The organism is Tateyamaria sp. GN1-10 (assembly GCF_055693845.1).
In genome coordinates this window covers 2,775,405-2,801,215 of the sequence record NZ_JBVFUR010000004.1, presented here as the reverse complement: position 1 = coordinate 2,801,215, position 25,811 = coordinate 2,775,405, and the positions used below count along the sequence as shown (strand labels likewise).

General features: G+C 59.8%; 24 protein-coding genes. 17 read left to right on the top strand and 7 right to left on the bottom strand.

Annotation, left to right across the window (positions count from 1 at the left end; genetic code table 11):
- Positions 1–132 precede the first annotated feature (132 nt).
- The gene (locus ACZ1HN_RS15795; protein WP_472728187.1) at positions 133–3,792 is read left to right on the top strand and encodes a vitamin B12-dependent ribonucleotide reductase; all 3,660 of its coding nucleotides are present in this window, start codon (positions 133–135) and stop codon (positions 3,790–3,792) included.
- 310 nt (positions 3,793–4,102) lie between these two features.
- On the opposite strand, the gene ACZ1HN_RS15790 is transcribed toward ACZ1HN_RS15795, so the two are convergent.
- Positions 4,103–4,570 carry an RNA polymerase sigma factor gene (locus ACZ1HN_RS15790; RefSeq protein ID WP_472728186.1) on the bottom strand — a complete coding sequence of 156 codons (468 nt, stop codon included), beginning with the start codon at positions 4,568–4,570 and terminating at the stop codon, positions 4,103–4,105.
- A gap of 238 nt (positions 4,571–4,808) precedes the next feature.
- Between ACZ1HN_RS15790 and ACZ1HN_RS15785 the strand changes: the two genes are divergently transcribed.
- Complete coding sequence (locus ACZ1HN_RS15785) at positions 4,809–5,057, top strand: penta-EF hand family protein (RefSeq protein WP_299200149.1); 249 nt, start codon at positions 4,809–4,811, stop codon at positions 5,055–5,057.
- 408 nt (positions 5,058–5,465) lie between these two features.
- On the opposite strand, the gene ACZ1HN_RS15780 is transcribed toward ACZ1HN_RS15785, so the two are convergent.
- On the bottom strand, positions 5,466–7,007 hold the full coding sequence (locus ACZ1HN_RS15780) for a trimethylamine methyltransferase family protein (protein ID WP_472728185.1): 1,542 nt from the start codon (positions 7,005–7,007) through the stop codon (positions 5,466–5,468).
- Between the two features lie 391 nt (positions 7,008–7,398).
- Here ACZ1HN_RS15780 and ACZ1HN_RS15775 point away from each other — a divergent pair, with 391 nt between their 5' ends.
- On the top strand, positions 7,399–7,986 hold the full coding sequence (locus tag ACZ1HN_RS15775; RefSeq protein WP_472728184.1) for an outer membrane protein: 588 nt from the start codon (positions 7,399–7,401) through the stop codon (positions 7,984–7,986).
- A 2-nt stretch (positions 7,987–7,988) separates the two neighbouring features.
- On the opposite strand, the gene ACZ1HN_RS15770 is transcribed toward ACZ1HN_RS15775, so the two are convergent.
- Complete coding sequence (locus ACZ1HN_RS15770; RefSeq protein WP_472728183.1) at positions 7,989–9,161, bottom strand: pyridoxal phosphate-dependent aminotransferase; 1,173 nt, start codon at positions 9,159–9,161, stop codon at positions 7,989–7,991.
- Between the two features lie 116 nt (positions 9,162–9,277).
- Positions 9,278–9,634: an MmcQ/YjbR family DNA-binding protein gene (locus ACZ1HN_RS15765; RefSeq protein WP_472728182.1), complete on the bottom strand. Its 357-nt coding sequence runs from the start codon at positions 9,632–9,634 to the stop codon at positions 9,278–9,280.
- Between the two features lie 213 nt (positions 9,635–9,847).
- On the opposite strand from ACZ1HN_RS15765, the gene cysS reads away from it, so the two are divergent.
- The 4 genes from cysS to ACZ1HN_RS15745 all read left to right on the top strand — a co-directional run bounded on the left by cysS (position 9,848) and on the right by ACZ1HN_RS15745 (position 14,473).
- Entirely contained in the window at positions 9,848–11,251 is a 1,404-nt protein-coding gene (gene cysS / locus ACZ1HN_RS15760; RefSeq protein WP_472728181.1) for a cysteine--tRNA ligase, read from the top strand.
- A gap of 124 nt (positions 11,252–11,375) precedes the next feature.
- Positions 11,376–12,992 (top strand): citramalate synthase, encoded by a 1,617-nt coding sequence (gene cimA, locus ACZ1HN_RS15755; protein ID WP_472728180.1) that lies wholly within the window; start codon positions 11,376–11,378, stop codon positions 12,990–12,992.
- A 160-nt stretch (positions 12,993–13,152) separates the two neighbouring features.
- Positions 13,153–13,713, top strand: coding sequence for a class I SAM-dependent methyltransferase (locus ACZ1HN_RS15750; RefSeq protein ID WP_472728179.1), 561 nt, complete (start codon positions 13,153–13,155; stop codon positions 13,711–13,713).
- 70 nt (positions 13,714–13,783) lie between these two features.
- Positions 13,784–14,473: a squalene/phytoene synthase family protein gene (locus ACZ1HN_RS15745; protein WP_472728178.1), complete on the top strand. Its 690-nt coding sequence runs from the start codon at positions 13,784–13,786 to the stop codon at positions 14,471–14,473.
- A 28-nt stretch (positions 14,474–14,501) separates the two neighbouring features.
- On the opposite strand, the gene ACZ1HN_RS15740 is transcribed toward ACZ1HN_RS15745, so the two are convergent.
- Complete coding sequence (locus ACZ1HN_RS15740) at positions 14,502–15,725, bottom strand: MFS transporter (RefSeq protein WP_299200034.1); 1,224 nt, start codon at positions 15,723–15,725, stop codon at positions 14,502–14,504.
- Positions 15,726–15,815: 90 nt separating this feature from the next.
- Here ACZ1HN_RS15740 and ACZ1HN_RS15735 point away from each other — a divergent pair, with 90 nt between their 5' ends.
- From ACZ1HN_RS15735 to ACZ1HN_RS15710, 6 genes are all read left to right on the top strand, one after another.
- Positions 15,816–16,499, top strand: coding sequence for a precorrin-6A/cobalt-precorrin-6A reductase (locus ACZ1HN_RS15735; protein ID WP_472728177.1), 684 nt, complete (start codon positions 15,816–15,818; stop codon positions 16,497–16,499).
- A complete protein-coding gene (locus ACZ1HN_RS15730; RefSeq protein WP_472728176.1) occupies positions 16,496–17,125 on the top strand; it encodes a DNA-3-methyladenine glycosylase family protein in 630 nt (209 codons plus the stop codon). The genes ACZ1HN_RS15735 and ACZ1HN_RS15730 overlap by 4 nt, the downstream gene beginning before the upstream one ends.
- Complete coding sequence (locus ACZ1HN_RS15725) at positions 17,122–17,787, top strand: alpha/beta hydrolase (protein ID WP_472728175.1); 666 nt, start codon at positions 17,122–17,124, stop codon at positions 17,785–17,787. Before ACZ1HN_RS15730 ends, ACZ1HN_RS15725 begins: the two co-directional genes overlap by 4 nt.
- 35 nt (positions 17,788–17,822) lie before the next feature.
- Positions 17,823–18,368 carry a hypothetical protein gene (locus tag ACZ1HN_RS15720; RefSeq protein ID WP_472728174.1) on the top strand — a complete coding sequence of 182 codons (546 nt, stop codon included), beginning with the start codon at positions 17,823–17,825 and terminating at the stop codon, positions 18,366–18,368.
- 194 nt (positions 18,369–18,562) lie between these two features.
- Entirely contained in the window at positions 18,563–19,147 is a 585-nt protein-coding gene (locus ACZ1HN_RS15715; protein WP_472728173.1) for an HNH endonuclease, read from the top strand.
- A gap of 84 nt (positions 19,148–19,231) precedes the next feature.
- Positions 19,232–19,705 (top strand): hypothetical protein, encoded by a 474-nt coding sequence (locus tag ACZ1HN_RS15710; RefSeq protein ID WP_472728172.1) that lies wholly within the window; start codon positions 19,232–19,234, stop codon positions 19,703–19,705.
- Positions 19,706–19,810: 105 nt separating this feature from the next.
- On the opposite strand, the gene xth is transcribed toward ACZ1HN_RS15710, so the two are convergent.
- The gene (gene xth / locus ACZ1HN_RS15705) at positions 19,811–20,593 is read right to left on the bottom strand and encodes an exodeoxyribonuclease III (RefSeq protein ID WP_472728171.1); all 783 of its coding nucleotides are present in this window, start codon (positions 20,591–20,593) and stop codon (positions 19,811–19,813) included.
- Between the two features lie 361 nt (positions 20,594–20,954).
- On the opposite strand from xth, the gene ACZ1HN_RS15700 reads away from it, so the two are divergent.
- Positions 20,955–21,296 (top strand): hypothetical protein, encoded by a 342-nt coding sequence (locus ACZ1HN_RS15700; protein WP_472728170.1) that lies wholly within the window; start codon positions 20,955–20,957, stop codon positions 21,294–21,296.
- A 48-nt stretch (positions 21,297–21,344) separates the two neighbouring features.
- On the top strand, positions 21,345–22,400 hold the full coding sequence (locus ACZ1HN_RS15695; protein WP_472728169.1) for a DUF6902 family protein: 1,056 nt from the start codon (positions 21,345–21,347) through the stop codon (positions 22,398–22,400).
- A 3-nt stretch (positions 22,401–22,403) separates the two neighbouring features.
- On the opposite strand, the gene ACZ1HN_RS15690 is transcribed toward ACZ1HN_RS15695, so the two are convergent.
- Positions 22,404–22,727, bottom strand: coding sequence for a HesB/IscA family protein (locus ACZ1HN_RS15690; RefSeq protein WP_472728168.1), 324 nt, complete (start codon positions 22,725–22,727; stop codon positions 22,404–22,406).
- Positions 22,728–22,807: 80 nt separating this feature from the next.
- Here ACZ1HN_RS15690 and ACZ1HN_RS15685 point away from each other — a divergent pair, with 80 nt between their 5' ends.
- Together ACZ1HN_RS15685 and argS are read left to right on the top strand one after the other, a co-directional pair.
- Positions 22,808–23,941, top strand: a complete 1,134-nt coding sequence (locus ACZ1HN_RS15685) for a deoxyguanosinetriphosphate triphosphohydrolase (protein ID WP_472728167.1) — start codon at positions 22,808–22,810, stop codon at positions 23,939–23,941.
- A gap of 60 nt (positions 23,942–24,001) precedes the next feature.
- A complete protein-coding gene (argS, locus tag ACZ1HN_RS15680; RefSeq protein WP_472729336.1) occupies positions 24,002–25,744 on the top strand; it encodes an arginine--tRNA ligase in 1,743 nt (580 codons plus the stop codon).
- Positions 25,745–25,811: the final 67 nt, after the last annotated feature.

The window sequence follows — 25,811 nt, the reverse complement described above, 5'->3', positions numbered from 1 at the left end:
CCATACTAGGGGATTTCGCAGACACGTATCCGGGTCTGGCGGGTGGTTCAGTGAATTTGTGCCGGCATTAACAACGGGCCCTGCAACGTCAGGCGCACCTTTCGGAACACCAGCTGGGAATGAGGCAGCGCGATGAAGATTGAAAGACAGTTCACCAAAGCCGGTCAGGACGCATACGCGGCTCTTGATTTCGTGACGACCGCGTCCGAGATTCGCAATCCTGATGGAACCGTCGTGTTCCGTTTGGACGAGGTGGAAGTGCCGGGCAGCTGGAGCCAGGTTGCCAGCGACGTCATCGCGCAGAAGTATTTCCGCAAGGCTGGCGTGCCTTCCAAACTGCAGAAGGTCGAAGAAAAGGACGTTCCCGAGTTCCTTTGGCGGTCCGAAGCGGCTGACGGCGCCGAAATGGGCGGTGAAACGTCCTCCAAGCAAGTATTTGACCGTCTGGCAGGCGCCTGGGCCTATTGGGGTTGGAAGGGTGGCTACTTCTCAACCGAGGAAGATGCCAGCGCCTATTATGACGAGATGCGCCACATGTTGGCGACCCAGCGCGCTGCACCAAACTCGCCCCAATGGTTCAATACCGGTTTGCACTGGGCATATGGCATCGACGGTCCGGCCCAAGGGCACCACTATGTGGACTACAAGACCGGCAAACTGACCAAATCCAAATCCTCCTATGAACATCCGCAGCCGCATGCTTGCTTCATCCAGTCCGTCGCAGACGATCTGGTGAACGATGGTGGCATCATGGACCTGTGGGTCCGCGAGGCGCGCCTGTTCAAATACGGTTCAGGCACCGGCACCAACTTCTCCAGCCTCCGCGCCGCAGGCGAGAGCTTGTCGGGTGGCGGCAAGTCGTCGGGTCTGATGGGCTTCCTGAAAATCGGCGACCGGGCAGCGGGCGCTATCAAGTCGGGCGGCACAACACGCCGCGCGGCCAAGATGGTGATCGTCGATGCGGATCACCCTGACATTCAGGACTTCATTAACTGGAAGGTCATCGAAGAGCAGAAAGTGGCGTCCATCGTTGCAGGCTCCAAGATGCACGAGGAAAAGCTGAACGGCATCTTTGAAGCCATTGGTACATGGGATGGTGCGGAAGCGGACGCTTACGATCCCAAGAAAAACAATGCGTTGAAGGGTGCAGTGAAAGCGGCCAAGAGGGTTGCGATCCCCGAAACATACATCAAGCGCGTGTTGGACTACGCTCGTCAGGGGCATACGTCCATCGAGTTCCCGACCTACGACACCGACTGGGATTCTGAAGCGTATAGCTCAGTCTCGGGCCAAAACTCGAACAACTCGATCCGCGTGACCAACGCCTTCCTAACGGCGGTCGAGAAGGATGCCGATTGGGAGCTGATCAGCCGTGTCGATGGATCGGTTACCAAGACGGTAAAGGCACGCGAATTGTGGGAACAAGTGGGCCATGCCGCATGGGCCTGTGCCGATCCAGGCATCCAGTACCACGACACTGTCAACGACTGGCACACATGCCCCGAAGACGGGCAAATCCGTGGCTCGAACCCGTGTTCGGAATACATGTTCCTCGACGACACTGCATGTAACCTCGCGTCGATGAACCTGCTGACCTTCCTCAAGGACGGGCAGTTTCAGGTCGAGGACTACATGCATGCCTCCCGCCTTTGGACTGTGACACTGGAAATCAGCGTGATGATGGCGCAGTTCCCTTCGAAAGAGATTGCACAGCGCTCATATGACTTCCGTACCTTGGGTCTTGGCTATGCAAACATCGGCGGCCTGCTGATGAACATGGGTCACGGCTATGACAGCGACGAAGGCCGCGCGCTTTGTGGTGCCCTGACTGCCATCATGACGGGGGTGTCCTATGCAACATCGGCCGAAATGGCGGGTGAGTTGGGACCGTTCCCTGGTTACAAGAAAAACGCCGACCACATGCTGCGGGTCATGCGGAACCACCGCAATGCGGCCTACGGCGCGACCGAAGGGTTCGAGAAACTGGCGGTGAAGCCAGTTGCTCTGGATCACGCCAACTGCCCTGATCCACGTCTGATCGACGTTGCCATGGGCGCATGGGACGAAGCGCTGAAACTGGGTGAGAAGAACGGTTACCGCAACGCGCAATCCACTGTGATCGCACCAACCGGCACGATTGGCCTGGTCATGGACTGCGATACAACTGGGATTGAACCTGACTTTGCCCTGGTGAAGTTCAAGAAGCTTGCCGGTGGTGGTTACTTCAAGATCATCAACCGCTCGGTGCCTGCGGCGCTGGAAAACCTCGGCTACGGCTCGGCGCAGATCGAAGAGATCATCAGCTACGCGGTGGGCCATGGCTCCATCGGTAATGCGCCTGCGATCAACCACACGACACTGACTGGGCATGGCTTTGGTGCCAATGAACTGGCGAAAGTGGATGCGGCGCTGGAAAGTGCCTTCGACATCCGGTTCGTGTTCAACCAGTGGACGCTCGGCGAAGAGTTCTGCACAGGCGTGCTGGGCATTCCGGCCGAAAAGCTGAACGACCCAACCTTTGACCTGCTGAAGTCGCTGGGCTTTTCCAAGGCCGATATCGACGCTGCGAACGATCACGTCTGCGGAACGATGACGCTGGAAGACGCTCCGCACCTCAAGGAAGAGCATTACCACATCTTCGACTGCGCCAACCCGTGCGGCAAGAAGGGCAAGCGTTTCCTGAGCGTGGACAGCCACATTACGATGATGGCCGCTGCACAGAGCTTTATCTCAGGTGCGATTTCCAAAACCATTAATATGCCGAACGATGCCACCATCGAAGACTGCCAGCGTGCTTATGAGCTGTCTTGGTCCTTGGGTGTGAAGGCGAACGCGCTCTACCGTGATGGCTCCAAACTCTCGCAGCCTTTGGCGGCTGCGTTGGTCGAGGATGACGAAGAGGCCCAAGAGGTGCTGGAAAGCGGTGCACCCACCGAAAAAGCCGCCGTGCTGGCCGAAAAGATCGTTGAGAAGATCATCGTGAAGGAGATTGTGAAATCTCACCGCGAAAAGATGCCTCAACGCCGCAAGGGCTACACTCAGAAAGCGATCGTTGGGGGCCACAAGGTCTACCTGCGCACTGGCGAGTATGAGGACGGCAATCTGGGCGAGATATTCATCGACATGCACAAGGAAGGCGCTGGCTTCCGTGCGATGATGAACAACTTTGCCATCGCCGTGTCCGTGGGCCTGCAATACGGTGTGCCGCTCGAAGAGTTCGTGGACGCCTTTACCTTCACCAAGTTCGAACCCGCGGGTATGGTCCAGGGCAATGACAGCATCAAGAACGCGACGTCGATCCTTGACTACGTGTTCCGTGAACTGGCTGTGTCCTACCTTGACCGCACGGATTTGGCGCATGTGAAACCCGAAGGGGCCACGTTCGACGATATCGGTCGCGGCGAGGAAGAGGGCGTTTCCAACGTTTCGGAACTGTCCGAGACGGCAGCATCGAAGTCCTTGGAAGTGCTGAAACAAATCAGCTCGACCGGCTATCTGCGCAAGCGTTTGCCTCAGGATCTGGTGGTGCTGCAGGGCGGCATGGCTGAAGGGGTCACGGTGGACGCAGAAGTCGCATTGCAGACGCTGGTGCCCGAGGTGGCTGTGAACGGTGCGACATCGGTGTCGACCACGACTGTGACGGCGGCAACCACGACCATGGACGCCCGCACCAAGGCCAAGATGCAGGGCTACGAAGGCGAGGCATGTGGCGAATGCGGCAACTACACGCTGGTGCGCAACGGCACTTGCATGAAGTGCAACACCTGCGGCGGCACGTCCGGGTGTAGCTAAGAGTTACGCACCCCGGGGAAGGGGCGCGAGGGGGCCGGGCCGGCTGGATCGGTCTGGCTCCCGACGAAGATGGAATAGGGTGGGGCGGTACTTTGTCCCCCCACCTTTACACGGGGCGGGTGCGCTCGCCCCTAACGACGTTCAGGCCGCAGGCAGAAAAGTACCGGGCGGTTAACATATTGAGCCTGAACGGCGAAACTCACAGGGGGGCCTTTTGGTCCCCCTTTTTTCTTTTGATGCGGTTGGTGCTCTCTTTGCTGCGCAAATTCGCCCACCCACCGCCCCTGTGGAGGGGCGACCGCTTCTGTTCTTACTCGGCCAGGACAAGCCGCAGTTTTGCGCGGGCGCGTGCGAGACGCGACATAACCGTGCCAAGAGGCAGGTCCGTGGTGTTTGCAAGTGCGCGGGGCGAGGTTTCTCCGGCAACGACGAGTTCCATCAACTGACGCTGTGGTTTGGGCAGCTTTGTGATCGCGGCAAGGGTGTCTGCACAATCCAGTCGCAGCAGGGCATCTGGTTCTGTCAGCGCGTGATCATCCTTCAGCTTGTCCGTGGTCTGCAGTCTCAACCCGCGCCGCGCACGGTTTGACAGTGTGTGCATTGCGTAGGCGGACAAGTCGTCGATGGGATCGCCGTCGCGCAGCCGTTGGCACAGGGCGAGCAACGTGTCCTGTACGAGGTCTTCGGCCTCGGCGCGGTTGCCCGCCAGCTTGAGCGCGCGCCGCGTCAACAGGGGGATAAGTGGTACGAGGCCGCGGGGACTGATGGGGTGAGTCATGGCTGCGAAGCTGGGCTTTCTCATACCGCTTGAATAGCCCGGGGGTTTTCGCCGATCCCCGCTGCGCCCCCTTTTTGGGCAGCACGCCGCGCATGCCAATTGCCCGGATCGGCAGGCGCTTGCGCGGTTGCAGGGGTGGGGATCGGGAGGGGGGTGCAGTCCTGAAATTTGTGCTCATGTACATCAAGGGCGCCGGAAACAGGCCCCTCAAACAACCAAACTCGATAGGAGTTCACCAATGACCAAGATTGCTTCTCTGACTTTCGTAGCAGCGCTCACTATCCCGGCCTTTGCAGTGGCCCAGGGCGCAGCGGATCTTGATACGAATGGGGATGGCGTGCTGACCATCGACGAAGTGCAAGCAAGCTTTCCCGACGTAACATCCGATGTTTTCACCGCGATGGACCTGAACGCCGATGGCGCGCTGGATGCAGATGAAGTCGCCGCAGCCCAAGAAGCCGGCCTTATGCCACCCACGGACGGCTAACCCGAACACCCGACTTTTACCGCGTGTCATTGTCCGCGTGGTGAAGGGTGGGGGTGTGAGGTCCGGTCTCCCCCAGGGGCCGGGCCTCATTTTTGTTTGAGGTGTGGCAGGGGCGGATCTCGCCCGTGGATTCACCCTGTTTTCATGAAGATGAAGGCCGGTGACAGGGTGTCACCCCCCGTGCAGCATCCGTACACCCCTGTACACCCCCAACGGGCGGATGTTGGGCGGTTAACGCAACGCGCGGTGATCCAAAGGACGCTGCGCGACGCCATTTGCTGGGTATGTGGAGGCCTGAGCCCTCGGCCTGCCACGCATTGGCTGCTTGGCCGACGGGCCCTTCGGGGAGGATTTTTTGAAACAGGGAAGAGGGACCGTTCTGACCGGGTGGTCCCTCCTTATTCTGGTTCAGGCGTTTGGCAGGTGGATTTTGAATGTGTCGCGGATATCTGCATCGAGCATGGGTTCGAGTGCGGCCGCTGGGCGGCTGGCGAGAATTTCCGCCTTGCGCGCCGCCGCTTTCTCCAAGAGGTCCGGCTTGCCCAGTTCGGCCCATTCCTTGGGTGAGGTACGGTCTCCGAATGTCGGGTAGACGCAATCTGATTGCATGCGCGACAGCGTCTGTTCGGTCCCAAGGTAGTGACCTGGGCCTTCCATGCACACCTGCGCCATCTGGTCCAGGGCCAGCGTTTCATCCGTCACTTCGATCCCGCGTGTGCAGCGCAGGGCCTGACCGATGATGTCGTCGCCCAGGATCAGGCTTTCGTGGCAGAACCCCAGAAGCGATGCATGCATGCCTGCGGCCTCGTAGACCATGTTCAGCCCCGACAGCCCCGCCATGACATTGGAACACATCTGTTCCCATCCCGCCTGCATGTCCGGCAGCTTGCTGTCCGACGCACCGGCAGCAGCGCCGCCGGGCAGATCGTAGAACCTGTGCATCTGTGCGCAGCCTGCTGTCAACAAGGCTTGCTCGCCTGAGCCGATCGACATTGCCCCGGTGCGCAGATCAAGGCCGAAGGGCCATGTGCCGAAGATGGCAGGTGCGCCCGGTTTGACGGCGTTGACATAGACGAGGCCCGCGAGGCACTCGGCCACGGCTTGCACAATGGCGCCTGCAATGGTCGAGGGGGCGGTCGCTCCGCTCATGCCCGCCGACAAAAGCAGGGCTGGCATCCCGGCTTTTATGCACGCCTCCATCACCTGGCAGCTTTCAGAGGCGAATTTCATCGGTGGCACGACAAAGCAGTTTGTATTGGAGACAAAGGGCCGGGCGCGCCAGGCGTCCTCCCCGCCTGCAATCATGTGCAGCATCTCGACCGCTGGAGCCACGCAATGCGGTTCGGAAAAGCTGGTCCCGATGTGTTTGGTTGTGCCCGATACGCAAGCGTAGACCGAGTTGTACTCCATCTCGACCGTGTCGGGGATGTCACGGCAAATCATCGGCCGCTGACAGAAGTGAATGTTGTCGAGCACATCGCATATACGCGCCGCGTCGTGCAGGTCCTGCACTGTGCTGTCGCGGTAGTTCCGTCCGTCAATATCGACCATATGCACAGCTGCACCCGCCGTGCCGTAGTGGACGCGGGAGCCGCTGAGGTCGAGGTCGTGCTTGCCGTCGCGGCTGCACAGGGTGATGGATCTGTTGGCCTTCGCAATGGTGTCTTCGACAAGTGCGCGCGGGAAACGGATGCGCCCGTCTTCGCCCAGGATCGCGCCTGCATTGGTCAGGTACTCCACGCCGGACGGTGGGGCATCTGCGAGGCCGATGGTTTCGAGAGCGTCCAGTGCAGCCGTGTGGATGCGCTGAACCTCTGCGTCGGTCAGTGGATTGTAGCGCCCGCCTTCAAGGCCGGGGCGCACAGGGCGCAGATGGTCGGGGAGGGCGGTGGCGCGCGCGGCGCGGCGCGCGGCCCGGCCGCCAGAGCGAGAGGGGGATTGGTCGTTCATTTGCATGGTCCGTGGGTAAGTGGCGAGGTATCGAGTGAGGTCAGATCACGACGATACGGGTCGCCCACGCGCGGCCCGGCCGCGTTCGGCCCCGATGGTACGTGCCACCAGTGAAATCTTGCTAAAGGTGCCCTGCACGGCGTGCGACTCCCTCTGTCACCTTTGTTTCAACATGTCACTCTTCGTCACGCTGACGTGCGAAACGTCGCCTGTCTTGTCTGTTTGCGACACCTTGCACGCGGCTTATCGCTGTAACTTTGCGTGGATTTGGGCGGTCTGATGCGCAGTCACTGCACTGTGAGCCGTGAGGACTGGAACTGTGCCGCGTCATGCACAGTTGTGTACGGGGCGGCGCGTGACCGCGCTGTGCCACGAAAAAAGGAGCAGACTTATGAAGACGCGCATTTTTGCGATTGGGTTGGCAACGGCCCTGGCAAGCCCGGCTCTGGCTGGCAGCCTTGAGCCCCCAGCACCTGAACCTGTGGCGCCTGTACCCCCGCCTCCCGCGCCGGTACAGACGTTTGGCGGCGACTGGACGGGTGGTTATGCCGGTTTGCAGTTGGGTTATGGCGATGTCGATGGATCTGGCGATGCGGATGGTGACGACATTCTTTACGGTGCGCATGTCGGGTACCGATATGACTTCGGCACGTTCGTTCTTGGCGGTGAGCTTGACTATGACTTTACCGACATTGATCTGAACGGGGCTGCGGATGTTGACAGTGTCGCCCGATTGAAGTTGCAGGCCGGCTACGATTTCGGTCGCACTCTGGGGTACTTCACGGCCGGTGTTGCTGATGTAGATACGTCGATCGGTTCAGAGACCGGCGAGTTCTATGGTATCGGTGTCGCCTACCAGATCAATGATCGTTACACCGTCGGGGCCGAGCTTTTGGAGCACAGCTTTGACGACATCGACGGCTCGGGCGTCGATGCGGATGCCACGACGCTGACCGTACGCGGTTCGATCCGGTTCTGATCTCAGGCTGCGCGCGCTTCGGCAAATGCCGTAAGCGTGCGCAGTGCCTGTTCAAAGTCGGCGTCGTCAATTGTCATGGCGACCCGAATGTGACCGGCGGCGGCTTCTCCAAAGCTTTCGCCGGGCATGACAGCTACGTGGTGTTCGTCCAGAAGGGCGTTCGCGAAGTCGTCTCCGGTCATCCCCGTCGCGCGGATGTCTAGCATCAGATACATGGCCCCTTGTGCCGGGATAAGGCCAATAATGTTCTGGCCTGACAATACCCGTTGTGCGATGGCGCGACGGCGTTTGAACGGTGCGGCAATCTCGGCTTCGAAGTCCGGGCCCTGATCCAGTGCGAAGACCGAGGCGTCCTGGATGAACCCGGGCACGCCATAGGTTGTGTGTGTCGCAAACGTGATCAGGTGCGCAATCACCTCTTCCGGTCCGATCACCCAGCCGCAGCGCGACCCCGTCATGGCGTGGCTTTTTGACATGGACCCGACAACGAGTGTGCGTTCTGCCATGTCGGGCAGAGACCGGGGTGAGATATGTTCGCCCTCCCAGACCTGCGTGTCATAGACTTCGTCCGAGATCAGCCAAAGGTCGTTGTCCATGCAGACCTTGGCGATGCCGATAAGCGTGTCGCGGGAATAGATCGTGCCCGTTGGGTTGTTGGGCGAGTTGATCAGCAGGCTTTTGGCAGTTTGGGCGTGTGCGGCGATGTCTGAAGCGCGGGGCTGGAAGGCGTCTTGGGCCCGGGTCTGGATCGCGTGTGGGATGGCGGAGACCCCGCGGATCGTGCCGGGATAGGTCGCATAGTACGGGTCGAGGTAGAGCGCCGTGTCGCCTGGGTCGCAGGCCGCTGCGTGGGCGGCAAAGAGGGCCGACTGCCCACCCGGTGTGATCAGTACGTTGTCGCGGGTTGTGGGGACGCCTGTCCGTTCGCTAGTCCGTTTTGCTACCATGTCGCGCAGTGTGTCCGTGCCGGGAACCATGGCGTAACCGGTATGCCCGCCAAGCGCGCTTTTGTGCATATCCTGCAGGATCGGAGTTGCCGTGCGGATGTCGTGTTCGCCGATGGTCAGCTCTGTCACCGATGTGCCTTCGGCGATCATTTTGCGTGCCTTGATGAACACGTCCCAACCGTCTGAACCGCCGCCGGTGAGGGTTTGCATGCGTTGGGACAGGTTCATGTTTGGCTCCTTGGCGGTAGTGGCGCCAAGGGGGCAGAGGGGGCGGGGGATGTCAACACATGGACTGGGGGCCAGCCCCCAGACTCCCGAAGTTTACTTGGCAAGATGAAGGAGGATCAGGTGTCGTCCTGCCATGCGGCGAGTTCGGCTTGAGCCTTCTTGGGAAGGCTTTTGCGGATGATGCCGTAGGAGGTGTGGATGCGGTCCTTTAGCGCGTCCACGCCTGGGTGATCAAAAGGGATGCGGACCCATGAGCGATGGAAGTACTTGGCCTTTTCGGCGGCCCCGATCTCGATCAGGAATTGGGCGCTGTTGGGGTCTGCGGTTTTGACCGAGATGCCGTCGAGCGCGTGGCCGTAGCAGGCAAACATCTTGTCGCCGACTTTCCACGCCTCAAGCCCGCCGTCGGCGCTGGAGTGATACCACGCGCCGGGGAGTGCGGTGCAAATGCGGTTTGCGTCATCGAGTGTCATTTCGCGAGTGTGGCGGGGCCCGCAGTCCGAAACAAGGGTTGACCGATGTCGGGCGTGCGCGCTACTGACAATTTATGACCCGGACCATCTGCATCATTTGCTGCATTATCTGCTGATTTCTTCAGCGGGCCGGTTCTTTGTTTCCATGACAGATCAGAATTGCTAGGCCCGCGCCAACCCTGCGCCTGAACTCATGCCTTGCGAGACCCTGCCATGACGATCCAGCTTTACAACACTGCGACCCGCCGGAAAGAGGTGTTCGACCCCCTCGATCCTGAGAATGTGCGCATGTATGTCTGCGGACCCACGGTCTATGACCGCGCGCATCTGGGCAATGCACGGCCGGTGCTGGTGTTTGACGTTTTGTTCCGACTGCTGCGCCATGTTTATGGCGAAGGTGCAGTGACTTACGTGCGGAACTTCACGGATGTGGATGACAAGATCAACGCAACTGCACTTGCGCGGAAAGAGGCGGGTGCATCGGGCACGTTGGAAGAACTGGTTGCCGAGCGGTCGGACGAGACCATCGAATGGTATCACGCGGATATGGATGCGCTCGGAGCATTGCGCCCGACGAAAGAGCCACGGGCCACCCAATACATCGCGCAAATGGTTGCCATGATCGAAGATCTGATAGGCAAAGGCTTTGCCTATGCCAAGGACGGTCATGTGCTGTTTCGGGTGCGTGAATACGATGAGTATGGCGCGCTGTCGGGTCGATCCGTTGATGACATGATTGCAGGTGCGCGGGTCGAGGTCGCGCCCTACAAGGAAGACCCGATGGACTTTGTGCTTTGGAAGCCGTCGGATGATGACTTGCCCGGTTGGGACAGTCCGTGGGGGCGGGGACGACCGGGGTGGCACATCGAATGCTCCGCCATGGCCTATGATCTGCTGGGTGATACGTTCGACATTCACGGCGGAGGCAATGACTTGCAGTTTCCCCACCATGAGAACGAGATCGCGCAGTCGAAATGCGCGGGTCACGGGTTTGCCAAAGTGTGGCTGCACAACGAGATGTTGCAGGTCGAGGGTAAGAAGATGGCCAAGTCTGCTGGCAACTTCTTTACTGTGCGGGATTTGCTGGATCAGGGCGTGCCGGGCGAGGTGATCCGGTTTGTGATGCTGTCGACGCATTACCGCAAGCCGATGGATTGGACGGAGAAGAAGCGAGCTGAGGCGGAAGACACGCTGCACAGATGGTACCATTCGTTAGATCGTATCGGCTCCCAGGACTTGCCCGTCGAAGTGATTGAAGCATTGAAAGATGATTTGAACACACCGGGCGCTATTGCGGTGCTGCATAAATACTATCGCGAGGGAAACCTGACCGCATTGCTCGGAGGAATGAAGCTATTGGGCATTCCGGGGCCACTGGAAAGCAAATGGTGGCAAGAAGTTTGGGCTGGCGAACCGCACACCGATGAATTGCATATCTGGACGGCGAGGTTGTTGGCTGCTCGCAAGGAGGCGATGGAAACGAAAGACTTTTCCGCCGTTGATGCCATGAAGGCCAGCCTTACTAGTGCCGGTGTGGAAGTTCGCATGTCAAAGGCTGGCGTCGAGCTAGTTCCTGCTGCGGGCTTCGATCCCTCAAAACTGGAGGGGCTGGAATGATCTACTCCGAACACAGGACAGTCCCCGGCCGCGGGTGGGGGTGTAGCCCCCGCCTGGGTGGGCGCTCGGGGGCTGGCCGTGACGCAGGCGCCACGGCTGCAACAGAGAAGAGCGGGGACGCGCCGTGACCAAGGAGCGCCTATACCTTTTCGACACAACCTTGCGCGATGGTCAGCAAACGCAGGGGGTCCAATTCTCCACCCCTGAAAAGCACCAGATCGCGCAAGCCTTGGACACTCTTGGCATTGACTACATCGAGGGCGGCTGGCCTGGAGCCAACCCCACCGACAGCGCGTTTTTCGAGGATGCGCCCAAGACCCGTGCAACCTTCACCGCCTTTGGCATGACCAAGCGTGCGGGGATCAGTGCCGAGAATGATGATGTCCTCGCTGCCGTCATGAACGCGGGTACGCAAGCCGTCTGTCTGGTCGGCAAGACCCATGATTTCCATGTGGAAAAGGCCCTTGGCATCTCGCTGGCCGAGAATACGGGCAACATCGCCCAGACCTTTGCCCATTTGGTCGCTAACGGGCGCGAGGCAATCTTTGACGCAGAGCACTTCTTTGATGGCTACAAGAGCAACCCGGACTATGCGCTTGAGGCGATCCACGCCGCCTATGACGCAGGTGCGCGTTGGATTGCGCTATGTGACACCAATGGCGGGACGCTGCCGCATGACATCCATGCCATCACCAAGGCGGTGATTGCCTCGGGCATCGATGGAAACCGTCTGGGCATTCACACCCACAATGACACCGAAAACGCGGTGGCCGGGTCGCTGGCTGCTGTCAATGCGGGCGCGCGGCAGATCCAAGGCACGCTCAATGGGCTGGGGGAGCGGTGTGGGAATGCGAACCTGACCTCGATCATCCCGATCCTGCTGTTGAAAGAGCCCTATGCCAGCCGGTTCGAGACGGGTGTTTCGATGGATGCTTTGGCGGGGCTGACACGGACAAGCCGGATGCTGGATGATATCCTGAACCGGGTGCCGCAGAAGCAGGCGGCCTTTGTCGGGGCGTCTGCCTTTGCGCACAAGGCAGGTTTGCACGCGCCGGCGATCCTAAAGGACCCGACTACCTATGAGCATGTGGTCCCGGATACAGTGGGCAATGCGCGCATCATTCCGATGTCGAACCAGGCGGGGCAGTCGAACCTGCGCAAGCGCTTGGCCGAGATGGGGCTGGATGTGCCTGCGAAAGACCCGGCCTTGCCGCGCATTCTGGATCGGATCAAGGCGCGCGAGGATGCCGGATATTCCTATGACACCGCGCAGGCGTCGTTCGAGCTGCTGGCGCGGGATGAGTTGGGCCTGTTGCCGGAATTTTTCGAGGTGAAGCGCTACCGCGTGACCATTGAGCGCCGCAAGAACAAGCGGGACAAGATGGTATCCCTGTCCGAGGCGGTCGTCGTTGTGAAGGTTGATGGGAAGAAGATGTTATCCGTGTCGGAATCCATGGATGAGCTTGGGACTGACCGAGGCCCCGTGAATGCGCTTGCCAAGGCGCTGGCGAAGGATTTGGGCCGGTATCAGAAGAATGTCGAGGATATACGTCTGGTCGATTTCAAGGTGCGGATCACGCAAGGCGGGACCGAGGCCGTGACCCGGGTCATCATCGACAGTGAGGACGGGCAGGGGCGGCGATGGTCGACCGTGGGTGTGTCAGCGAACATAGTGGATGCGTCGTTCGAGGCGCTGCTGGATGCGATCCGGTGGAAGCTGGTACGGGACGGTGCGACATGACCCCTGAACAATGGTCGGCTTTTCTGGAAGTCCACAAGGACCTGCCACGCGAAGGGCCGGGTGCGCCGGAGGACGTGCATTGGGCCTTGGACCGAATTGGCATTTCCGGCGCGGTTGACGTGTTTGACGCAGGCTGCGCGACAGGGGGGACACTGTCACCTTGGCGCAGGCTTTGCCCGAGGCGCGGATCAGGGCGGTTGATACGACAGAGCCGTTTGTGGCCCATGCACAAGCGCGTCTTGCGCCGTTCGGGGACCGTGTGCGCGTTGAGCTTGGCAGCATGGCCGAGCCGGGTGGGACCTATGACCTGATCTGGTGTGCCGGGGCGCTGTATTTTCTGGGCGTGACCGAAGGACTGACCCTGTGGCGTGATGCGTTGAAACCTGGGGGGCATGTCGCTTTTTCAGAACCGGTTGCTTTGAGGCCTTTGTCAGCCGATGCCGCTGCGTTCTGGGAAGAATATCCGCAGATCAGCGATCTTGCCGGGATAGAGGCGCGTGTTTCTGCCGCCGGTTACCGCGTGTTGGATCATCGCATGATCGTCGGTGCGCCTTGGCTCGCATACTATAATCCGATGCAGGCACGGATTGACCATTTGCAGGCGACCAATACCGATCCGGTGATCGCGGAAGCCATGGCCGAATGCCAGCGCGAGATTGACCTGTGGCATGCTGCGCGGGACGAGATCGCCTATGCCCTGCTGATCGTGGCACCGGAATGAGCCTGCCAGAGATGGTCATTCCCTGTGCGCGGATTGTTGAGCAGGGGATCCTGATCGGTTTCGGACTGTCATGGCAGCGCCGGTGTCGGCGCGCGCGATCTTGTTCCCGCTCTATGCCCTGAATGTGGAGGTGTCGCGTGCGCCTTGGGTGACGCAAGAGGCGATGATTGCGGAGATGCGTCTGCAATGGTGGCGGGATGCGCTGGAGGAGATCGCGGACGGACAGATGGTGCGCAAGCATGAGGTCACAACGCCCTTGGCCGGGGTGCTGACGACGGACATGGCGCGGCGGTTGGACGAAAGCGTGGCGGCGCGGCGTTGGGATGTTTACCGCGACGCCTTCGAGGATAAGGCGCACTTTGACCGCTATATCGACCAGACCGCGGGCCACCTGATGTGGACCGCTGCAGAATGTCTTGGGGCGCCTGCAGATCAGGAAAGTTCGGTGCGGTCCGTTGCCTTGGCGGCCGGGCTTGTTGCATTTTTGCGGGCTGTTCCCAAGCTGGAAGACGCGGGCCGCATTCCCTTGCTTGATGGCACTCAGGACGGTGTTGCGGCCTTGGCTGGGCGCATCAGGATGCGCCTTACGGTTCCACGATTGCCCACATCGGCGCGGGCAGCGCTCTGGCCTGCGATTGGCGTCCGGTCCGTGTTGGATCAGATCGCGCGCGACCCGGCCATGGTGGTTGAGGGGCGTGTGCCCACCGTGGGTCCTTGGCAACTGAGTTTCAGCGCTGTGACGGGGCGCGTTATGCTGTAGCCTGCGGGGTGGCGCATCAAGATGCGCCTTACACGGCGATTGCGCGTTTCCGCATTACAAGCCAGATCAACGACCCTCCGGCCAGAACGAGGAAGGGCACCATGGCGATGTTCACCGCCGCCCAGCCTTCGACCGGGTCCCCGCCTGCGCAGTTCATCAAGCCGCCGGATGCCAGCGATGCCAAGGTGACGCCGCCGAAAACGATCAGGTCGTTCATGCCCTGCATACGCCCCCGTTCCTGCGCCGAGTGGGCCCCGGCCAACATGGAGGTGGCCCCGATGAACCCAAAGTTCCAGCCCAGTCCCAAGAAGAACAGGGCCCAGTAGAAATTGGCGAGGTCGACGCCCTGAAGTGCGACAACGCCAGCCACGCCAAGGATGCCAAGGCCAAGACCCATGATCCGCTCGGCCCCGAAGCGTGAGATCAGGTGGCCGGTGAAAAAGGACGGGGCAAACATGGCCAAAACGTGCACTGTGACCACGTTTGCCGCGTCTGGTTCAGTAAACCCGCAGCCGACCACGGCGAGCGGTGTGGAGGTCATCACGAGGTTCATCAGCGCATAGGATACGGCGGCACAGATCACGGCGACCACGATGCGCGGATCCCGAAGCAATTCCTTGCGCGTGCGTCCCGCGCCTTCTGTCGCTGACGGCGGGGCTGGCTTGGGAATATCAAGCAGCATGAACAGTGCCATGCCCATCACGTTGAAGCCCATGGCAACCCAATAGATCGGAATGTAGCGCGTGACCGTGGCATCGGCTGTGTCTGCGGTCACATAACCAACGACCTGCGGTCCGATGATGGCCGACAGCAGGCCACCTGCCATGACGTAAGAAATCGCCTTGGGGCGGAAGGCGTCAGAAGCCGTATCGGCGGCTGCAAAGCGGTAGAAACCCTGTGCTGACATATAGATGCCGGTCATGAAGCTGCCCGCGAGAAACAGCCAGAAGCTGCCGATACTCAGCGCCCAGACCCCGATGGCGGCACCGGCCAGCCCGCCAAGCGCGCCTACGATGAACCCCGTCTTGCGTCCAAAGCGCTGCATGACGTTCGACAGCCACGGCGCTGTTGTCATCGACCCGAACACGATGAGCGAGATGGGCAGCGTCGCCAAACAGGCGTAGGGTGTGAGCTGTTGTCCGGCCAGACCAGCCACCACGAACATCATGGTGATCTGGCTGCCAAGGAAGGCCTGCGCCGCGACCAGAACGGCCACGTTGCGCTTGGCGCGGGTGTCATCAACGTAGGTCATATGTGCTGGCTATCCCTGGCCGCGACCTGCGGCAAGTGCGCGATTAAGCACAGGTGGTTGCGCACCGGCGACAGGGGCTAGGGTGGCGCCATGACACGGGTCCTTGTTCTGGGCGGGTCGGCCATGACCGAACCTGCGGTGCGTGCCTTGCAGGCTGCGGGGCATGACGTGCAGGTCTATTGGTCGCGCGCGCCCGTGGTGGCGGATCTGCCACGCGCTGCGACCCTGCGTGCTGGCGTTCGGAGTGCCGATGTGGTTGTCGATGCGACGCATCCGTTTGACGAGATTTTGCCTGCCATGATCTCGCGGTTTTCGCCTGCTTTGCCGAGAGTTCGAGTGGGGCGGGCGGCCTGGACGCCCGGCATTGAAGATCGCTGGCAAGAGGTTGATGATCTGGCGCAGGCCGTAGCGACATTGCCGTTAGGCGCGCGGGTTTTTGCAGCGTCTGGCCGCGACAGTGCAGAGACGTTGGTGCATCACGATGGGCCTGTCTTCCTGCGACAATTACACCGCCATGACGATCCTGCGCCGGATGGTTGCGCTTACGTGTTTGGGAACGGTCCGTTCGACGTGGGCGGAGAAGTGGCTTTGTTCAAAGAATTGGAAATTGATGTGCTGTTGGCGCGGAACACTGGTGGGAGCAGCGGGTTTCCCAAGATTGAGGCCGCCCGGACGCTGGGACTGCCGGTGATCCTGATTGCGCAACCTGACACAGGCAACGCGCCGCTTGTGAGCGACACGGACGCGCTGCTGGCTTGGATGGATAATCTGTGATCGGGCGTATCATCGACAGCAATGAAGACGTGACCGAAGGTGCTGCGTGGTTGGCTTCGCGACATCCGGCGCTGGCGGATGCGTTGGAGTTGGCGGGTCCTCTGCCGCTCAGGCGCCGGCCAGATGGATTTGCCGCACTGCTCAATGCCATCATCGGCCAACAGGTAAGTACCGCATCGGCCAATGCAATCTGGGCGCGGATGCAAGAGGCCGGGTTGGTAGCGCCTGCGCCTGTGATTGCGGCAGGAGAGGACGGTCTGCGCGCTGCAGGCCTGAGCCGTCAGAAGATTGCCTATGCCTTGGCGCTGGCCGAGGCCGGGATTGACTATGACGCATTGCGCAACGCACCCGATGCCGACGTCATTGCCACGCTGACCGCGGTGAAGGGCATCGGCGTCTGGACGGCCGAGATCTATGCCATGTTCGCGCTTGGCCGGGCGGATGTCTTTGCCCCGGGTGATCTTGCCTTGCAGGAGGCCGCGCGCCTGATCTTTGATTTGCCCGACCGTCCCAAGGAAAAAGTGCTGCGCCAGATGGCCGAGGATTGGTCGCCTTGGCGGGCGGTTGCTGCCCGGCTGTTCTTCACCTACTACCGGGTCGCAAAGGGCCGAGAGGGGATCACATGACACGGGTGTTGCAGGCGGGGCGGGTTGAGCCGCAATCAGGTGAATTGCGGTCAATCGTTGTGTTTCTGCATGGCTACGGTGCCAATGGGGCCGACCTGCTGGGATTGGCGGAACCCTTGGGTGAGCATTTGCCGGACACGCTGTTCGTGGCTCCTGATGCGCCCGAGGCCATTCCGGGCTATCCCGGTGGCTATCAGTGGTTCCCGATCCCGTGGATCGACGGGTCATCCGAAGAAGAAGCCGAGCGCGGTTTGAATGCCGCTGCCGAGGATTTGAACGCCTTCCTCGATGCGTTGATGGTGGACGAGGACGTGCTGCCCGAACAGGTGGTGCTGTTTGGCTTTTCCCAAGGCACGATGATGTCACTGCACGTGGCACCGCGTCGCGAAGATCCGGTCGCAGGGATCGCCGCCTTTTCGGGGCGGTTGCTGAACCCCGAACTGCTGGCTGATGAGGTGTTCAGCCGCCCGCCTGTCCTGCTGATCCATGGCGATCAGGACGACGTGGTGCCACCGCAATCCTTGCCGCAGGCTGCCGAGGCCCTGCAGGGAGCGGGGTGGAAGGATGTCTATGCCCACGTCATGAAGGGCACAGCGCATGGGATCGCGCCGGATGGGTTGAGCGTTGCATTGGCCTTTATGCGGGACAAGTTGGGGCTTTGATCCGCTTTACTCTGGGAAGCGCCTTGGCCTGTGCCATGGCAGTGTCGTACGTGTCCGCGACTGCTCAGTCCTCCAATGACGCTGACGTTTCTGCAACTCCGTTGACGGTTCTCGTGGATGGTGATGCGCTGCCGACTCTGAAACGTGATTTGTATGCCTTGGATGACGGGGTAGGGGCCTTTGATCCGGAGGCGGTACCGCTCTCCATGCTCGACGTGGATGCCTATATCTGGGTGATTGAACGGCGCGATGCGTTTGTGCCGGACAGGGATCACATTTTCTACGACTCCCTGCGCCGGATGATTGCGGATCAGCCCGGGGATGCGGAAACGGCACTGGAATGGAGTGTGCTGCGTTTGGTCGATGATCGGGACGGGCGCATTCACACGGTGCGCATTGTTCTGGCTTATGCCCATGGGTTGCGACGCTATCCGGCCCTGTGCGTTGCTGTTGGTGTGCGGGACATCATTTATTTTTTGGATGCCGAAGGCGGTGAGGATGCAACAAGCGATCCGTTGGGCGGTATGGAGGGATGCCGTGCAGAAGGCTGGTCCACTCCGCTGGATGCTGCCGGACAGTAGCTGCGCCGCGCCGCTTGAGATGCACAAAAACGTCATATCGTCGTTACCAAACCGTTCTATTGCCGCAGCGACATCTCGTGGTGCGCATGGTACTTGCAACCCGCTTTCCACAAGATATAGTCTCCACATAAAGCTGGGGCGGGATCCCCGCTCTGGTGCCAGAACGGGCAGACAGGGCGAGGACGGAGTCACGCATGGACGGCGATTTCAGAACGGAATTTACACGCAACCCATCTGCGTTGAAACAGCACCCCGCTTTGGTGCTGAATGCCGACTATAGGCCGCTCAGCTATTACCCGCTGTCGCTGTGGCCCTGGCAGGACGCGATCAAGGCAGCGTGGCTGGATCGGGTGGACATCGTGGCAGAGTATGACGAGATTGTCCGGTCACCGAGTACCGAGATACGAATACCATCGGTTGTTGTCCTGAAAGACTATGTGAAACCTCAAAAGCGCGTGGCCTTCACGCGCTTTAATTTATTTCTGAGGGACGAATTTCGCTGCCAGTACTGTGGGGCCAAAGGGGATCTGACCTTTGATCACGTGGTCCCGCGCGCATCAGGCGGTGTAACCAGCTGGCAGAATGTGGTTGCGGCGTGCAGCCCGTGCAACCTGCGCAAGGGCTCCAAGGCGCTGCACCGTACGGGCATGGCCCTGCGCAAGCCACCGCGACAGCCCGGAGCGGAAGAGCTGCGCAACATGGGCCGCAAGTTTCCACCAAACCACCTGCATGACAGCTGGATGGACTTTCTGTATTGGGATGCCGAACTGGAGGCATAACAGAGCAGCGATGGTCTTGCGCCTTCACGTGCTCGTGAACTTAAGCCCCATGCGCCTACGTATGAATTGGGGCATGTTTCATGGATGCGCCAGTTTATTGCCTGTCTTATTGCTCTTCTCGTGACCCAGCCGGTGACGGCCCAGATATTGCAAGGAAAAATCATCCAGCAAAGCGGAGACGGACGGTTCGTATTGCTGGACACAGAGACCCCATTTGCCGTCGGCGAAGACACGTTCGACGATGATAATCTATACGGTTTTGACGAAGATCAGAACATCACGCTGGTCGAACCCATTCGGGTGGATATCGGCAATGAAAAGGGTCTGATTCCGGCAGGGACAGTTGTGGCAAGTCACTATGTGTTCTTTGACAGCCTGTCTGGCATTCACACTGGCTATGTTGACTTTGACGCGCCCATCCTTGGGGTTGCGGCTTTTCAGGACACGATGGCGGCGACCGACTTTCTGGCTGACACGGGCGTAACCTATCTCAGCACCGAGTTGCGCGGGTTAGAGCAGGGCGACTACGTCTGGATTGACGAGAACCTGCCCACCTGACTGTGGGTGTACTGGGCGGCGTCGTCGCCAGGCGACTACATTCGTGTCTTCACCGAGGAATCCAAGGGCGCATTGCTGATGTAGGGCGCTGTTGGCGGCGCGATGTCAGGCCGCCAGGTTAACCCATACCGGGACGTGATCCGATGGCTTTTCTTCGCCCCGCACCGCCTTGTCGATCTGACAGTCTATCATCAGATCGGCGCAGTTCGGGCTGAGCAGGAAGTGGTCAATGCGGATACCGTCATCTTTGTTCCACGCGCCGGCTTGGTAGTCCCAGAATGAATAATGCCCGGGGCCAAAGCTGCGCGCACGGAACGCTTCGGTCAGCCCGAGGTTCAGCAAACGCCGGAAGGCCGTGCGGCTTTCAAGACGAAAAAGCGCATCCTCGCGCCATGCCTCCGGTCGTTTGGCATCTTCGGCCTGTGGAATGATGTTGTAGTCCCCCGCCATGAGGAAGGGCGTTTCCTCGACCATCAGGGCAATCGCGCGCTGCCGCAGCCGTTCCATCCAGGCCAGTTTATAGTCATATTTTGGTCCAGGCACCGGATTGCCATTGGGCAGGTACAGCCCACAAAGACGCACGGCCTGAGTGTCGCCCACGACGGTCGCCTCAATATATCTGGCCTGTTCGTCGTCTGCGTCACCGGGCAGACCACGTGTCACGTCCTCTAGCGGCAGTTTCGACAGGATGGCCACGCCATTAAACGACTTTTGACCGTGTGTTTCGACGTTATATCCGCGATCCTCGAACAGCTCACGTGGGAAGTTTTCGTCGACCGATTTGATCTCTTGCAACAGCACAACATCCGGGTTCGCTGCATCCAGCCATCGGGGGAGAGCTTCGATACGGGCCTTGATGCCGTTTATGTTGAAGGTTGCGATTTTCATGTTTGCCCCCGTTTGCGCTGCTCTTCCGGTGTCGCGCATCCTATCGCTCTGGGCAAGACCCGATGATAGCGGGTGCAGATCCCCTAAATTAACTATTTCTTAACTAATCGATTCGGGGTATTCTTTGGGAATTGCTGAGCGCAATACAGGAAAACCGCAGCAAAAACAGGGCTGTGGATAAGAAAATTTGTTCCAAAAATGTTCTGGGTTGAAGCCGGGAGCGTGCAAACGCTTCTATGATTTTCCTTATGTGGATAACCCTTGGTCCACTCGCTTCTAGCAAGAAATTTCCTTTTGAAAATCTTCTTTAACGAGCAACGCTTAGGTCACCACAACCAAAAGATGAAAAGGGGAAGCTGCTATGACAGCTCAACGCAAAACACAATTCGCTCTGGACACCACTTTGATCAGTGGCCTGCATTCTGGTGAAGGGGTTGAAATGTTCTCGACCAGCAGCGCGCCGACGGCGCGGGACACACTGATGGGCGAGGGGGTTCATATGTTCTCGACCAGCAGTGCACCAACCGTACGGGATGTCGTCACAGGTGACGGGGTCGAGATGTTTTCAACAAGCAGCGCACCGATTGCCCGTGAAACTGCGGCTGGCGACGGCGTCGAACTCTTTTCGACCAGCAGTGCGCCTGCTCAGACAGGCGCGGTCATGCAGGGTGAACAGACAAATCTGTTCTCTTCAGGGTCCTGACCTCGGGCGGCGGGACAAAAAGACAACAGACAAAGGGGTACGACAAATATGTCAAATGTCATTGAGCTTCACGTCCCGCCGCGCCGACAACGCCTGACCGAACGCGCGGGCGGATTGATCGAACTTTTTGCAACGCACCGTCGACACCCGGATGATGTGTTTTGGCTGAAAGAGAATGCAGAGCTTCTTGGCATTCTGGAGTGTACAGGCACGGAAGTGGGTGCTGAGGCGCTGCTGCCTCACCAGGACTTTTACAAGACACTTTCCGAGCGACTGCAGTTCTTTCCACAATACTATCGCTTCCTTCTGTCCATCGGTCTGGATCTCGAAGACCTCGGGTTGCCCGGCACACAGATGGAGGAGCTGTGCCAGTGGGTTGCGCACCAAGGTTTGCCGGATGCCGAACTCAGTGATCTGCAACGGGCCGAAGCACGGCGTTTGCTGGCCCGTCGCGGTGTCGACTGCACAGCCGCTGATCCGGGGCTGGATGACCGCTTGCGCGGGTTTGTCGCCCGACCAGAGACATTTGCGCTGCCCAACAAGAAAGCCGCGTACGAGCTGACGCATATCGTTTTTTACCTGTCCGAATACGGGCGTCGCGACCCGTGCTTGGATGCCGCGACGTTGCAGAGCCTCGAATATGTGGGGATTCTGGCCCATCTGGATCAAAATATCGATTTGCTGGCCGAGGTCTGTGTGGCACTGCGACAGGCTGGACAAGCGCCTGATCCCATCTGGATAAAAGCCGTGCGCAGGTCCATGTCCGGTTTCAGGGTTGTCGAAGACCCATGCGGGACAGCCTCGGACGCGTACCATGAATATCTGGTCGCATCCTGGGCGATGCAGGTTCTTGGATTGGATGGTACAAGATGCCCGTTGCCCCAAGGGCGGGCGGTTTTTCAGCAAAGTGTCGCACGGCCAAGCGCATTGCGAGCGGTATCCGCTGCACTGCTTGGCGCATCCGAGATGCGCTGCCGCGATTGGGGGCAAATGTGCGACTATATCTTTGATCTGCTGGATGACGATGCAGGATTGGATCTGGAGACGACCATTGCATCTACCAAGCAGTTCGAACCGTTTTTCGAACTGTTTGCGCGCGCCTGAATACTACATGGAGAAGGACGTGCCGCATCCGCAGGAACTGCTGGCATTGGGATTCTCGATGACAAAACGGGCGCCGATCAGCTCTTCGGAAAAATCGATGACCGCGTTGGCGAGAAATGGCAGGCTGATGGTGTCCACGACAACCTTCTGGCCTGCACCTTCCAGAACAAGGTCGTCATCCTTGGGGTCGTCCAGCGCAATCTCGTATTGAAAGCCGGAGCAACCGCCCCCTTCAACGGCCACGCGCAGGGCTTGTCCCTGATCGGCGGCACCGATCTCGGCCAGGCGTTCGAAGGCGCGTTCGGTGACTTTGGGTGGCAATTGCATTGCATGTGCTCCGGACGGTTTTCATCGTGCTGCGCGTGCAATATATGCGCAGTTGACACAGCCGACAAGGATCACCGGAAATGCCAGCCGCATATGCTTCTGATCCTGACCGCGCCCGGGGACGGCGCTGGCCGGAGGAAGAGATGTCATTCCGCTCGCCCTTTCAGCGGGACCGGGACAGGATTATCCATGCCTCGGCCTTTCGACGGCTCAAACACAAGACGCAGGTCTTTGTTGAGCATGAGGGCGATTACTATCGGACACGCCTGACGCATTCGATCGAGGTGGCGCAGGTGGCGCGTACCATTGCCGGTGCGCTGGGTCTGAACGATTGCCTGACCGAGGCCGTGGCGCTCGCGCACGATCTGGGCCATCCCCCGTTCGGGCACACGGGCGAAGATGCATTGCAGGCGCTTATGAAGCCCTATGGCGGGTTCGATCACAACGCCCAAGCCATCAAGATCGTGACCCGGTTAGAATGCCACTATGCCGATTTCGATGGGTTGAACCTCACCTGGGAAGCCCTTGAAGGTATTGCAAAACATAATGGTCCGGTCATGGGTGATCTGCCCTATGCGCTGGCTGAGTACGATTCCGAACACGACCTTGAACTTGGCACCCATGCGAGTGCGGAAGCACAGGTTGCGGCGCTGTCTGATGATATCGCGTACAACAACCATGACCTGCATGACGGTCTGCGTGCGGGTCTTTTTGACGAGGCTGACATCTGTCACCTGCCCATGATCGGCGCAGCCTTTGCCGAGGTTGATGCGATGCACGCCGATCTTGATCCGATGCGGCGGCGCCATGAAGGGCTGCGCCGTGTCTTTGCCGCCATGGTGACGGATGTGGTCGATACGTCTCGGACTTTGCTCGCTGAAAGCGGTGCGCAGTCGGTCGAGGATATCCGCCACTTTGGCCGCCCCGTTGTCCGCTTTTCAGATACGCTTTGGGCAGATCTGCAACAGATCCGAACGTTCCTGTTCACCAACATGTACCGCGCACCTTCGGTCATGGTGAAGCGCGAAGAAGTGACGTGCATTATCAACGATCTGTTCCCGCTGTTCCTGTCCAAGCCTGACCTGCTGCCTTCTGAATGGCGCCGCAATGTCGATGCACGGGATGAGGTGGCGCTGGCCCGCAGTGTTTCCGACTATATCTCGGGCATGACAGATCGATTTGCCCTGCAGGAACACGCTCGCCTGATCAGGTAGTCATGCTTGACGCTTGGGTTGCGCGTGATACACCCCGCGCATCCAATGAATAGGCCCCTCATGAACCTTTTTGCCGATATCCGCGCCCTTGTGCTGACCAACCTCGCCGCCATGGCTGAGGCGGGGGAATTGCCTGCCGATTTGGCGACGCACAACGTGACGGTCGAGCCGCCGCGCGACGCAGCGCACGGTGACATGGCGACAAACGCGGCGATGGTGCTGGCCAAACCTGCCAAGATGAAGCCGCGCGACATTGCCGAAGTCTTGGCCAAGCGTCTTGCGGAAGACGACCGCATCACCAGTGCCGAAGTGGCTGGGCCTGGTTTCCTGAACCTGCGGCTTGCGCCATCGGTTTGGCAGGGGGTTGTTGGCGACGTGCTGGCCGCCGGCACGGATTATGGCCGGTCCGATCTGGGCGCAGGCCAAAAGGTCAATGTCGAATACGTCTCCGCCAACCCAACCGGCCCCCTGCATGTCGGTCACACGCGCGGCGCGGTTTTTGGCGATGCGCTGGCCTCGCTGTTGGACTTCGCGGGCCACGACGTCACGCGCGAATACTATATTAATGACGGCGGTGCGCAGGTCGATGTCCTCGCCCGGTCAGTCTACCTCCGGTATCTCGAGGCGCATGGGCAAAAGGTTGCATTTGAGGATGGCACATATCCCGGCGACTACCTGATTGGCGTTGGTGAGGCCCTGAAAAACAAGGTTGGCGATGCCTTTGTTGGCAAGGGCGAACAGTTCTGGCTGGCCGAGGTGCGGGAGTTCGCAACCGAAGCCATGATGGACCTGATCCGGGATGACCTTGCGGCGCTCGGGGTCGAGATGGATGTCTTTTACTCCGAAAAGTCGTTGTACGGCACGGGCCGGATCGAGGCTGCTCTGGATGATCTGCGCAGCAAGGGCCTGATCTATGAGGGTGTGTTGGAGCCGCCGAAGGGCAAGAAGCCCGAAGATTGGGAGCCACGCGAGCAAACCCTTTTCAAATCCACGGATCATGGTGACGATGTCGATCGCCCGGTGATGAAGTCGGACGGGTCATGGACGTATTTTGCGCCTGACATTGCCTATCACTACGACAAGGTGCAGCGCGGCTTCGACGCGCTGATCGACGTGTTTGGTGCGGATCACGGTGGCTATGTCAAACGGATGAAGGCGGCGGTCAGTGCGTTGTCCGATGGCAAGGTGCCGCTGGACGTCAAGCTCACCCAACTGGTGAAACTGTTCAAGGACGGGCAGGAATTCAAGATGTCCAAGCGGGCAGGGACCTTTGTGACTCTGCGCGACGTGGTGGACGAGGTTGGCCCCGACGTGACCCGCTTCATGATGTTGACGCGCAAGAACGACGCGATGTTCGACTTTGATCTGGACGCTGCCCTTGAGCAGTCCAAGGAAAACCCGGTCTTCTACGTGCAATACGCACATGCGCGGGTGAAATCAGTTCTGCGCAAGGCGGTAGATGCAGGTGTTGGGGTTGATGACGCGACCTTGGCCGCTGCTGACCTGTCCAAGCTGGATCACGAGGCGGAACTGGCGCTGGCCGCCAAGCTCGCTGAATGGCCGCGACTGGTCGAAACGGCTGCCCGGACCAATGAACCACATCGCATTGCATTCTACCTCTACGACCTTGCTGGTGTGTTCCACGGTTTGTGGAACCGGGGGAATGAACTGCCCGAATTGCGCTTCCTGCAGGATGATGCCGCAACCTCTCAGTCAAAAATCGCGCTCGCGCGTGCCTCCGCCGTTGTAATTGCAGCGGGCCTTGGTATTCTTGGGGTGAAACCGGCCGAAGAGCTGCGTTAACGTCCCGCCAATAGGGGCACACAGGCACATATCCCAAGGCACGCCACCGGGCGGGCACAACCAACAA